7 protein-coding genes are annotated in these 11,826 nt (G+C 71.3%); 4 read left to right on the top strand and 3 right to left on the bottom strand.

Going from position 1 to position 11,826, the window contains the following annotated elements; translation table 11 throughout:
• The first annotated feature begins 181 nt into the window (after positions 1-181).
• From ACFVQG_RS16300 to ACFVQG_RS16290, 3 genes are all read left to right on the top strand, one after another.
• Complete coding sequence (locus ACFVQG_RS16300; RefSeq protein ID WP_383382487.1) at positions 182-913, top strand: VIT1/CCC1 transporter family protein; 732 nt, start codon at positions 182-184, stop codon at positions 911-913.
• Between the two features lie 396 nt (positions 914-1,309).
• On the top strand, positions 1,310-5,902 hold the full coding sequence (gene gltB / locus ACFVQG_RS16295; protein WP_383382484.1) for a glutamate synthase large subunit: 4,593 nt from the start codon (positions 1,310-1,312) through the stop codon (positions 5,900-5,902).
• Positions 5,895-7,355 (top strand): glutamate synthase subunit beta, encoded by a 1,461-nt coding sequence (locus tag ACFVQG_RS16290; protein WP_383382481.1) that lies wholly within the window; start codon positions 5,895-5,897, stop codon positions 7,353-7,355. Before gltB ends, ACFVQG_RS16290 begins: the two co-directional genes overlap by 8 nt.
• A gap of 133 nt (positions 7,356-7,488) precedes the next feature.
• Here the strand turns inward: ACFVQG_RS16290 and ACFVQG_RS16285 are convergent, their stop codons facing one another.
• Positions 7,489-8,415 (bottom strand): chitosanase, encoded by a 927-nt coding sequence (locus ACFVQG_RS16285; RefSeq protein WP_383382478.1) that lies wholly within the window; start codon positions 8,413-8,415, stop codon positions 7,489-7,491.
• Between the two features lie 291 nt (positions 8,416-8,706).
• Between ACFVQG_RS16285 and ACFVQG_RS16280 the strand changes: the two genes are divergently transcribed.
• The gene (locus ACFVQG_RS16280) at positions 8,707-9,426 is read left to right on the top strand and encodes a vWA domain-containing protein (RefSeq protein ID WP_383382475.1); all 720 of its coding nucleotides are present in this window, start codon (positions 8,707-8,709) and stop codon (positions 9,424-9,426) included.
• A 202-nt stretch (positions 9,427-9,628) separates the two neighbouring features.
• Here the strand turns inward: ACFVQG_RS16280 and ACFVQG_RS16275 are convergent, their stop codons facing one another.
• Positions 9,629-10,609 carry an acyl-CoA dehydrogenase family protein gene (locus tag ACFVQG_RS16275; protein WP_383382473.1) on the bottom strand — a complete coding sequence of 327 codons (981 nt, stop codon included), beginning with the start codon at positions 10,607-10,609 and terminating at the stop codon, positions 9,629-9,631.
• Complete coding sequence (locus tag ACFVQG_RS16270; RefSeq protein WP_383383808.1) at positions 10,609-11,748, bottom strand: acyl-CoA dehydrogenase family protein; 1,140 nt, start codon at positions 11,746-11,748, stop codon at positions 10,609-10,611. The genes ACFVQG_RS16275 and ACFVQG_RS16270 overlap by 1 nt, the downstream gene beginning before the upstream one ends.
• Positions 11,749-11,826: the final 78 nt, after the last annotated feature.

Genomic DNA, 11,826 nt, shown 5'->3' with positions numbered 1-11,826 from the left:
AGCCGTCCGCGGCCCAGCGTCACCCGGTCGACACCTGATGGATCAAGGTCTCATACGAGCGCCAGACCGTAAAGCCGCAGGTTAGCGCAGCCTTTCCTAGCTGGCGGGCAGGGAATCAAAGGCGTAGTGTCGAGGTTGTCGAGAAGTAGAACTTGTCTAAATAAACTCCCTGGGGGGCCTCATGGCCATCATCGAGACCGAGGCGGCGCTGCACGAGGCGCACCGCGACAACCACACGCACCGGGACGTGAACGGCGGCTGGCTGCGCCCCGCCGTCTTCGGTGCGATGGACGGTCTGGTGTCCAACCTCGCGCTGATGACCGGTGTCGCCGGTGGCTCGGTCGGCCAGCAGGCCATCGTGCTGACCGGGCTCGCGGGCCTGGCCGCCGGTGCCTTCTCCATGGCGGCCGGTGAGTACACCTCGGTCGCCTCGCAGCGCGAGCTGGTCGAGGCCGAGCTGGACGTCGAGCGCCGGGAGCTGAGAAAGCACCCGAAGGACGAGGAGGCCGAGCTGGCCGCGCTGTACGTGTCCCGGGGCGTCGACGCCGACCTGGCGCGGGACGTGGCCCGGCAGCTGTCCCGCGATCCCGAGCAGGCGCTGGAGATACACGCCCGCGAGGAGCTGGGGATCGACCCCGGCGATCTGCCCTCGCCGCTGGTCGCCGCGGTGTCCAGCTTCGGCGCCTTCGCGCTGGGCGCCCTGCTGCCCGTACTGCCGTATCTGCTGGGGGCGAGCGCCCTGTGGCCCGCGGTGCTGCTGGCGCTGGCCGGGCTGTTCGCGTGCGGTGCCGTGGTGGCCAAGGTGACCGCGCGGAGCTGGTGGTTCAGCGGGCTGCGACAGCTCGCGCTCGGTGGCGCCGCGGCGGGTGTGACGTACGTCCTGGGCAGCCTGTTCGGGATCGCCCTAGGATAGCCGGGCTCAGACTTATGCGTTGGGCCGCATAAATAGTCGTTACCCCGTGGTTTCGAATGCTTAACCGCTGGGCATGAGCCGTAAGCGCTGTGGGCAATGAGGCCTGCCGCGCACCCGAGGGGTCAGCGACGACACTTCCCTCGCCCTCGGGCCGACGGGCATGGATCTGTCCGCTTCGGTCCCCATTGCTTCCGCCGCCGCGAGCGGCGCCCCGCCGCCACCCCGCGGCGTCCGCATGTTGGAACGGAGTATCCGGTTCCCGGGAACGGCTCCATCATGTAACCTGCACGAAATTTTGCACTTACGCAGAGGGCCAGCGTCGTCCCTTGCGCCTTGCTCCTCCAGGTCTTCGAGCCTCGGAGAGACCATCAGCCACTGACGACGACGGGAGAGCCGATGCGTACGCCGCGCCAGCCGTCCCAGCACTCCGCGAACGGCCAGAACTGGACGTTCATGGATGCTCGCCCTGCTGCGCAGGGTATGTACGACCCCCGCAACGAGCACGACGCCTGTGGCGTCGGCTTCGTCGCCACCCTCACCGGCGAGGCGTCCCACACTCTCGTTGACCAGGCACTCACCGTCCTGCGCAACCTCGAGCACCGCGGCGCCACCGGCTCCGAGCCCGACTCCGGCGACGGCGCGGGCATCCTCTCCCAGGTGCCCGACGGCTTCTTCCGCGAGGTGGCCGGATTCGAGCTGCCGGAGGCCGGTGGCTACGCCGTCGGCATCGCCTTCCTGCCGGAGGACGGAATCGACGAGGCCGTCTCACGTATCGAGACGCTCGCCGGGGAAGAGGGCCTCACCGTCCTCGGCTGGCGCGAGGTCCCCGTCGCCCCCGAACTGCTCGGCGCCACCGCCCGTTCGACCATGCCGGTCTTCCGCCAGATCTTCGTCACGGACGGCGCCAGCAAGGGCATCGACCTCGACCGCAAGGCCTTCGCGCTGCGCAAGCGCGCCGAACGCGAGGCCGGGGTCTACTTCCCCTCGCTGTCGGCCCGCACCATCGTCTACAAGGGCATGCTGACCACCGGCCAGCTGGAGCCCTTCTTCCCGGACCTGTCCGACCGCCGGTTCGCCTCCGCGATCGCGCTCGTGCACTCCCGGTTCTCCACGAACACCTTCCCGTCGTGGCCGCTCGCCCACCCGTACCGGTTCGTCGCGCACAACGGTGAGATCAACACCGTCAAGGGCAACCGCAACTGGATGGTGGCCCGCGAGTCGCAGCTGGTCTCCGACCTGTTCGGCGGCAAGGACCTGGACCGGATCTTCCCCATCTGCACCCCGGACGCCTCCGACTCGGCCTCCTTCGACGAGGTCCTTGAGCTGCTCCACCTCGGCGGGCGTTCGCTGCCGCACTCCGTGCTGATGATGATCCCGGAGGCGTGGGAGAACCACGACTCCATGGACCCGGCCCGGCGCGCCTTCTACCAGTTCCACTCCACGATGATGGAGCCCTGGGACGGCCCCGCCTGTGTCACCTTCACCGACGGCACCCAGGTCGGCGCCGTGCTCGACCGCAACGGGCTGCGCCCCGGCCGCTACTGGGTCACCGACGACGGCCTCGTGGTCCTCGGCTCCGAGGTCGGCGTCCTCGACATCGACCCCGCCAAGGTCGTCCGCAAGGGCCGCCTCCAGCCCGGCCGGATGTTCCTCGTCGACACCGCCGAGCACCGGATCATCGAGGACGACGAGATCAAGGCCGGTCTCGCCGCCGAGAAGCCCTACGCCGAGTGGCTGGAGGCCGGTGAGATCGAGCTGGGCGACCTGCCCGAGCGCGAGCACATCGTGCACACCCACGCCTCGGTCACCCGCCGCCAGCAGACCTTCGGCTACACCGAGGAGGAGCTGCGCGTCATCCTGGCGCCGATGGCCAAGGCGGGTGCCGAGCCGATCGGCTCGATGGGCACGGACTCGCCGATCGCCGCGCTCAGCGAGCGCCCGCGGCTGCTGTTCGACTACTTCACCCAGCTGTTCGCGCAGGTCACCAACCCGCCGCTGGACGCGATCCGTGAGGAGCTGGTCACCTCCCTGCGCTCCGCGCTGGGCCCGCAGGGCAATCTGCTCGACCCGACCGCCGCGTCCTGCCGCACCGTCGTGCTGCCCTTCCCGGTGATCGACAACGACGAGCTGGCCAAGCTCATCCACATCAACGCCGACGGCGACATGCCCGGCTTCAAGGCCGCCACCCTGTCCGGCCTGTACCGGGTGCACGGCGGCGGTGACGCGCTCGCCGCGCGCATCGAGGAGATCTGCGCCGAGGCGGACGCCGCGATCGAGAACGGCGCCCGGCTGATCGTCCTGTCCGACCGGCACTCCGACGCCGAGCACGCGCCGATCCCGTCGCTGCTGCTCACCGCGGCCGTCCACCACCACCTCATCCGCACCAAGCAGCGCACCCAGGTGGGCCTGCTGGTCGAGGCCGGTGACGTCCGCGAGGTCCACCACGTCGCCCTGCTCATCGGCTACGGCGCCGCCGCCGTCAACCCGTACCTGGCGATGGAGTCCGTCGAGGACCTGGTCCGCGCGGGCACCTTCCTGCCCGGCATCGAGCCCGAGCAGGCCATCCGCAACCTGATCTACGCCCTCGGCAAGGGCGTCCTCAAGGTGATGTCCAAGATGGGCATCTCCACCGTCGCCTCCTACCGCGGCGCCCAGGTCTTCGAGGCCGTCGGTCTCGACGAGGCCTTCGTGGCGGCGTACTTCAACGGCACCGCCACCAAGATCGGCGGCGTCGGCATCGACGTCATCGCCAAGGAGGTCGCCGCCCGCCACGCCAAGGCCTACCCGGCCTCCGGCATCGCGCCCGCGCACCGCGCGCTGGAGATCGGCGGCGAGTACCAGTGGCGCCGTGAGGGCGAGCCGCACCTGTTCGACCCGGACACGATCTTCCGCCTGCAGCACTCCACGCGCACCGGCCGCTACGACATCTTCAAGAAGTACACCGACCGCGTGAACGAGCAGTCCGAGCGCCTGATGACGCTGCGCGGCCTGTTCGGCTTCACGTCCGACCGGCAGCCGATCCCGATCGACGAGGTCGAGCCGGTCTCGGCGATCGTCAAGCGGTTCTCCACCGGCGCCATGTCGTACGGCTCCATCTCCCAGGAGGCGCACGAGACCCTCGCCATCGCCATGAACCAGCTGGGCGGCAAGTCCAACACCGGTGAGGGCGGCGAGGACCCGGAGCGCCTGTACGACCCGGCCCGCCGGTCGTCCATCAAGCAGGTCGCCTCCGGCCGCTTCGGTGTGACCTCCGAGTACCTGGTCAACTCCGACGACATCCAGATCAAGATGGCCCAGGGCGCCAAGCCCGGCGAGGGCGGCCAGCTGCCCGGCCACAAGGTCTACCCGTGGGTCGCCAGGACCCGGCACTCGACGCCGGGCGTCGGCCTGATCTCGCCGCCGCCGCACCACGACATCTACTCCATCGAGGATCTCGCCCAGCTGATCCACGACCTGAAGAACGCCAACCCGAAGGCGCGCATCCACGTCAAGCTGGTCTCCGAGGTCGGCGTCGGCACCGTCGCCGCGGGTGTCTCCAAGGCGCACGCGGACGTCGTCCTGATCTCCGGTCACGACGGCGGCACCGGTGCCTCCCCGCTGACCTCGCTGAAGCACGCGGGCGGGCCGTGGGAGCTGGGCCTGGCCGAGACCCAGCAGACGCTGCTGCTCAACGGCCTGCGGGACCGGATCGTCGTCCAGACCGACGGCCAGCTCAAGACCGGCCGGGACGTCGTCATCGCCGCGCTGCTGGGCGCCGAGGAGTTCGGTTTCGCGACCGCGCCGCTCGTCGTCTCCGGCTGCGTCATGATGCGGGTGTGCCACCTGGACACCTGCCCGGTCGGCATCGCCACCCAGAACCCGGTGCTGCGGGACCGGTTCGCGGGCAAGGCCGAGTACGTCGTCAACTTCTTCCAGTTCATCGCCGAAGAGGTCCGCGAGCTGCTGGCCGAGCTGGGCTTCCGCTCCATCGAGGAGGCCGTCGGCCACGCCGAGCTGCTCGACGTGACCCGCGCGGTCGACCACTGGAAGGCGCAGGGCCTGGACCTGGCCCCGCTGTTCCACGTCCCCGAACTGCCCGAGGGCGCGGTGCGGCACCAGATCGTCGCCCAGGACCACGGCCTGGAGAAGGCGCTCGACAACGAGCTGATCAGGCTCGCCGCCGACGCGCTGTCCGCCGACTCCGCCACCGAGGCGCAGCCGGTGCGCGCCCAGGTCGCCATCCGCAACATCAACCGCACGGTCGGCACCATGCTCGGCCACGAGGTGACCAAGAAGTTCGGCGGCGCGGGCCTGCCCGACGACACCATCGACATCACCTTCACCGGCAGCGCGGGCCAGTCCTTCGGCGCCTTCGTACCGCGCGGAGTCACGCTGCGCCTGGAGGGCGACGCCAACGACTACGTCGGCAAGGGCCTGTCCGGCGGCCGTCTCGTGGTCCGCCCGGACCACGGCGCCGACCACCTCGCCGAGTACAGCGTCATCGCGGGCAACACCCTCGCCTACGGCGCCACCGGCGGCGAGATGTTCCTGCGCGGCAAGGTCGGCGAGCGGTTCTGCGTCCGCAACTCCGGCGCGCTGGTCGTCTCCGAGGGCGTGGGCGACCACGGCTGCGAGTACATGACCGGCGGCCACGCGGTGGTCCTCGGCGAGACGGGGCGCAACTTCGCGGCCGGTATGTCCGGCGGTGTCGCCTACGTCATCGACCTCGACCGGGACAACGTCAACGTCGGCAACCTGGACGCCGTACACGCCCTGGACGACGCGGACAGGGACTGGCTGCACGACGTGGTGCGCCGCCACGCCGAGGAGACCGGTTCGACGGTCGCCGAGAAGCTGCTCGCCGAGTGGCCCGCCGCCGTGGAGCGCTTCAGCAAGATCATCCCCAGCACGTACAAGGCAGTGCTCGCCGCCAAGGACGCCGCCGAGCGAGCCGGTCTCTCCGAGTCCGAGACCCACGAGAAGATGATGGAGGCGGCGATCAATGGCTGACCCGAAGGGCTTTCTGAACCACGGCCGCGAGGTCGCCAGGTCCCGCCCCGTCGAGGAGCGCGTCCGGGACTGGAACGAGGTCTACGTCCCCGGCTCGCTGCTGCCGATCATCAGCAAGCAGGCCAGCCGGTGCATGGACTGCGGCATCCCGTTCTGCCACAACGGCTGCCCGCTGGGGAACCTGATCCCCGAGTGGAACGACTACGCCTACCGCGAGGACTGGCAGGCCGCGTCCGAGCGGCTGCACGCCACCAACAACTTCCCGGAGTTCACCGGCCGTCTGTGCCCGGCTCCGTGCGAGTCGGCGTGTGTGCTCGGCATCAACCAGCCCGCCGTCACCATCAAGAACGTCGAGGTCTCGATCATCGACAAGGCGTGGGAGACCGGTGACGTCGCCCCGCGGATCCCGGAGCGGCTCTCCGGTAAGACCGTCGCCGTCGTCGGCTCGGGCCCCGCCGGGCTCGCCGCCGCCCAGCAGCTCACCCGGGCCGGGCACACCGTCGCCGTCTTCGAGCGCGCCGACCGCGTCGGTGGCCTCCTGCGGTACGGCATCCCCGAGTTCAAGATGGAGAAGCGGCACATCAACCGCCGTATCGAGCAGATGCGCGCGGAGGGCACCCGGTTCCGCACCGGGGTCGAGATCGGTGTCGACCTGAAGGCGACCGACCTGAAGAAGCGCTACGACGCCGTGGTGCTGGCCGTCGGCGCCACCACCGCCCGTGACCTGCCCGTCCCCGGCCGTGAACTCAAGGGCGTCTACCAGGCCATGGAGTACCTGCCGCTGGCCAACAAGGTCCAGGAGGGCGACTACGTCAGCCCGCCGATCTCCGCCGAGGGCAAGCACGTCGTCGTCATCGGCGGCGGCGACACCGGCGCCGACTGCGTGGGCACCGCCCACCGGCAGGGCGCGGCCTCGGTGACCCAGCTGGAGATCATGCCGCGGCCGGGCGAGGACCGGGCGCCGCACCAGCCGTGGCCGACCTTCCCGCTGCTCTACAAGGTCACCTCCGCGCACGAGGAGGGCGGTGAGCGCGTCTACTCCGTGTCCACCACCCACTTCGAGGGCGACGCGGACGGCAACGTCCAGTGGCTGCACCTCGTCGAGGTCGAGTTCGTCGACGGCAAGCTGACCCAGAAGCCGGGCACGGAGCGCAAGATCCCCGCCCAGCTGGTGACGCTGGCCATGGGCTTCACCGGCACCGACCGCGAGAACGGCCTCGTGGAGCAGTTCGGCCTGGAGCTGGACGAGCGCGGCAACATCGCCCGCGACGCCGACTTCCAGACCAACGTCCCGGGCGTCTTCGTCGCCGGTGACGCGGGGCGCGGCCAGTCGCTCATCGTCTGGGCGATCGCCGAGGGCCGCTCGGCCGCCCGCGGCACCGACCGCTACCTGACCGGCGCCAGCGACCTGCCCGCCCCGATCCGCCCGACCGACCGCGCCCTGGCGGTCTGACGGGACCCTTCCCAGAACGTTTCCGTACAACGGCGTACGGGACACAGACGGCGCCCACCCACCAGTCCCCGACCGGACCGTATGGGTGGGCGCCGCCATGTGTGTGCGTGGGTCGTGTGGTGCCCGTGGCGGCTTACGGCAGCCGGTACGTCTCCCCGTACAGCTGCCACTCCAGCGGGGTGTTCAGCTCCAGGTTCCCGGCTTGCAGGAAGCGGCGCTGGGCGGTGTCGACGCGGCTGGTGTCGGTGGTCCGTTCGTTGCCACTGGACTTCATGGCCGCGCGCCGGGCGTCGAGGAAGGCGTTGAGGAACTCCGTCTCCGAGCCGCCCGCCGCCGGGGTGTCGGCCGTCTCCAGGGCGCGTTCGCGCATGCCGTAGAAGCCGTCGGGGTCGGTGTCGGGGCCGTGGAAGACCATCGCGTCGTAGTAGACGAACTGGCCGAGCGTGCCGAGGCCGTCGAGCTTGGCCAGGCGGACCGCCGGGTCGAAGTAGGCCCGGTCGCGCTCCTTCTCCTGGGCCTTGCGGAACGCCGGAACCTCGGCCTCCGCGCGCCAGGCGTCGGTGAAGCCGGGGTCCAGGCCCTCGTGCGAGTCCGTGCCGTCGACCTCGCGCAGGGCGGGCAGGTACGCGGCCAGGCCGTTGTCCGGGTGGGCCTTGGTGTAGCGCTCGACGAGGGCGAGCAGATCGTGGGTGCCGGTGCAGAAGCCCGCGATCCCGGCCGTGTAGCCCTGTCCGTCGCCGAGGTCCTCTATGTAGCCGTACGAACTGCGCCAGTCCAGCGTGGAGTTCTCGGCCGTGGACACGATCCGGTGCGCGATCTCCTTCTTGTCCCGCGCGGCCAGCCCTGGTGGCAGGGAGGCGATCAGCTTGTCGTCGGCGGCCCGCTCCTCGGCCTCCTGGTTGCGCTCGGCCTTCGCCCTGGCGTCGTCGCGCGCCGACTGGGACGCGGACACCGAGTCCTTGGTGGTGGGCGCCTCCGAGTCGGAGGGCAGGACGAAGTAGGCCCCCGCCGTCACCAGGACGGGCACGACGGCGAAGAACAGGCAACCGGCTCTTTTCATGGCCTTAACCGTACGGCCGAAACCAGCCCACTCCTCCCGTCAGATCCGTCACTCTCACCCGTGCACGTCACCACGGGCACCGTCGAGATCCGGCCACCGAAGGCGGTCCGGGTCCGCCGGACGGACCGCGCCCCCTCCTTCGTGGGATGCCGGTAGCGGGTGGTGACGGTGGCGCCCACGAACTGTCGAACACCTGTGACCGATGTGGTCGCAGGGGCGGCCGTCGGCTGTCGTACTGTCGGCGGACTGCACTGTCTGCGGGCTGTCCGCATCGATCGAGGGGGAACGCCTATGGCCGCGATCAGTCTGAGCAAGGTGGCGGAGACCGCGCCCGCGCTCGTCGACCTGTACAAGAAGGCCGGTGTCTCACTGGCCAAGCACGGGCTGGACGGGCTACGGGCCGCCGTCTATCTCGTGGTCGACTACTCCGGGTCCATGAAGCCCTACTACAAGGACGGCAGCGTGCAGGCGCTCGCCGACCGCGTGCTCGGGCTGTCCGCGCATCTCGACGACGACGGGACCGTACCGGTGGTGTTCTTCTCCACGGACGTCGACGCGGTCACCGACATCGCCCTCGACGGCCACCAGGGGCGGATCGAGCGGATCGTGGCCGGGCTCGGGCACATGGGCAAGACCAGCTACCACCTGGCGATGGACGCCGTCATCGACCACTACCTCGACAGCGGCGCCGAGGACCCGGCGCTGGTGGTCTTCCAGACCGACGGCGGGCCGATCAACAAGCTCGCCGCGGAACGGTATCTCTGCAAGGCGGCCCCGCTCCCGCTGTTCTGGCAGTTCATCGGCTTCGGGGACCCGGACAGCAAGCAGTTCGACTATCTGCGCCGACTCGACGACCTGGCGGTGCCGGACAAGCGGGTCGTCGACAACGCCGGGTTCTTCCACGCCGGGCGGGATCCGCGGAAGGTGTCCGACGGGGACTTGTACGACCGGCTGGTGGGCGAGTTCCCGCAGTGGCTGGCGGCGGCTCGGGCGCGGGGGATCCTGGCCTGACGGGCTCATCGGGTGGGGGTGCCTCTTCGGGTGGGGGTGCCTCTTGGGGTGGGGCCGCCTCTTCGGGTGGGGGTGCCTCTTGGGGTGGAGTTGTCTCTTCGGGTGGGGCCGCCTTTCAGGTGGGGCCGCCTCTTCGGGTGGGGCCGCCTCTTGGGGTGGGGCCGCCTCTTCGGGTGGGGCCGCCTCATTGGGTGGGGCCGCCTCATTGGGTGTGGTCCCCTCCGTCCAGGACGACGGTCCGGCAGGTGTCCGGGTCACCCCAGGCCGAGCGCAGGGCGCGGGCCTTGGCCAGCCACAGCGAGAGGTCGTACTCCGCGGTGTAGCCGATCGCGCCGTGCAGTTGCAGCGCGGCACGCGCCGCGCCGTACGCCGCCTCGCAGGCGCTCGCCTTGGCCGCCGCGGCGTCCGCGGGGCGCAGCGTCAGCGCGGCGCCCAGGACGAGGGGGCGGGCGAACTCCAGGGTGATCAGGACGTCCGCGAGCCGGTGCCTGACGGCCTGGAACGAGCCGATGGGGACTCCGAACTGGGTCCGCCGTTTGACGTGGGCGACCGTCTTCTCCAGCAGGGTGAGGCCGACGCCGAGGGCCTGGGCGGCGGTGGTCAGCCGGGCGAGGACCAGGGCGTGGGCGACGGACGGGGTGGCCGTGAGGAGTTCGCCGCCGGGGGCGAGGGGGATCAGGCGGCGGGCCGGGTCCAGCGAGGGGCGGGGCGGGCCGTGGCCGGGGGCGAGGCGCAGGCCGTGGCGGGTGAGCGCGAGGGGGAGGGTGGCCGCGTCGCCGTCGAGGGCGTAGCGGCTGCCGTGGGCGACCGTCGCCATCGTCTGGCCGGAGGCCAGGGCGGGTAACAGGCGTTTGGCCTGCGCTCCTTCGGTGCCCAGGTCCGCCGCGTCGGTGAGCAGGGCCGCCGCGGTGACCGTCTCCACCAGCGGGCCCGGCACCGCGTGCCGCCCCAGTTCGACGAAGGCGAGGGCGAGTTCGACGGGCCGGGTCCCCATACCGCCGTACTCCTCGGGAACCGCCAGCGCGAAGACGCCCGCCTCGGCGATACGGGACCACAGCGCGCGCCCCGCGGCATGGTCGCCGCGGCTCCAGTCGCGGACGGCCGACGGGGTGTCCGCCGCCGACAGCATCGCGTCGAGGGAGGCGGCGAACGCCCGCTGCTCGGTGTCGGGCAGGAACCGCATCAGCGCCGCCCCTTCGGCAGGCCGAGCAGCCGCTCGGCGATGATGTCGCGCTGGATCTCGTTCGTCCCCGCGTAGATCGGGCCCGCGAGGGCGAAGACGTACCGCTCGGACCAGTCGGTGCCGGACAGTTCGCCCTCGGGGCCGAGGAGGTCGAGGGCCGTCTCGTGCAGCGCGATGTCGTACTCCGACCAGAAGACCTTGTTCACGCTGGACTCGGCGCCGAGCGGCTGCCCGGCGAGATGGCGGCAGGCGGCGGCGTAGGTGAACAGCTGATGGGCGCGGGCGCCGATCAGGGCGTCCGCCACCCGCGCGCGGGCGCCCGCCGGACTGCCCTGCGCGCGCCAGAGCCGGTGCAGCCGGTCGGCGGCGGCGAGGAAGCGGCCCGGGGAGCGGAGCATCAGGCCGCGCTCATGACCGGCCGTCGCCATCGCGATCCGCCAGCCCTGCCCCGGTGCGCCGATCACGTCCTCGTCGGGCACGAACACCTCGTCCAGGAACAGCTCGGCGAAGGCGGGGCGGCCGTCCAGGCGGGCGATGGGGCGGACCGTGACACCGGGGGCGCGCAGGTCGAACATCAGGTAGACCAGCCCCCGATGGGGCTGGGGCGCCTCGGGATCGCTGCGGAACAGGCCGAAGGCGCGATCGGCGAAGGCCGCCCGCGACGACCACGTCTTCTGGCCGGTCAGCAGCCAGCCGCCGTCCGCGCGGACCGCTCTCGACCGCAGCGACGCCAGGTCCGAACCCGCCTCCGGCTCCGACCAGGCCTGCGCCCACACCACCGCACCGGTGGCCATCGACGGCAGGACGCGGGCCCGCTGCTCCTCGGTGCCGTGCTCGAAGAGGGTGGGGGCGAGCAGACTGATGCCGTTCTGACCGACGCGGCCCGGGGCGCCCGCCGCGTGGTACTCCTCCTCGAACAGCAGCCAGCGGATCAGGCCCGCCTCCCGCCCGCCGTACTCCTTCGGCCAGTCGACCACCGACCAGCGGTCCGCCGCCAACTCGGCCTCCCACGCGCGGTGCGCGGCGAAGCCCTCCTCGGTCTCCAGGGACGGCAGGGCGACGGGCGGCACCCGCGCCGCCAGCCAGGCGCGGGCCTCGGCGCGGAACGCCTCGTCGGCGGGGGAGAGCGAGAGGTCCACGGGCACCGTCCTTCCTTGACAAGCGGCTTCCCTGGCGGGCGGGATGGCGGGCGGGAGGGCGGGCGGCCTTCCCTAACA

This window comes from Streptomyces sp. NPDC057877 (assembly GCF_042796855.1).
Classification (GTDB): Bacteria; Actinomycetota; Actinomycetes; order Streptomycetales; family Streptomycetaceae; genus Streptomyces.
This window is presented reverse-complemented; position numbering and strand designations above follow the sequence as displayed.

What these genes read in the sequence shown, in the direction of transcription:
- ACFVQG_RS16275 (WP_383382473.1), bottom strand. Translation starts at nt 10,609, where the DNA reads ATGCGGTTCCTGCCCGACACCGAGCAGCGGGCGTTCGCCGCCTCCCTC.
- gltB (WP_383382484.1), top strand. Translation starts at nt 1,310, where the DNA reads ATGCGTACGCCGCGCCAGCCGTCCCAGCACTCCGCGAACGGCCAGAAC.
- ACFVQG_RS16290 (WP_383382481.1), top strand. Translation starts at nt 5,895, where the DNA reads ATGGCTGACCCGAAGGGCTTTCTGAACCACGGCCGCGAGGTCGCCAGG.
- ACFVQG_RS16300 (WP_383382487.1), top strand. Translation starts at nt 182, where the DNA reads ATGGCCATCATCGAGACCGAGGCGGCGCTGCACGAGGCGCACCGCGAC.
- ACFVQG_RS16285 (WP_383382478.1), bottom strand. Translation starts at nt 8,415, where the DNA reads ATGAAAAGAGCCGGTTGCCTGTTCTTCGCCGTCGTGCCCGTCCTGGTG.
- ACFVQG_RS16280 (WP_383382475.1), top strand. Translation starts at nt 8,707, where the DNA reads ATGGCCGCGATCAGTCTGAGCAAGGTGGCGGAGACCGCGCCCGCGCTC.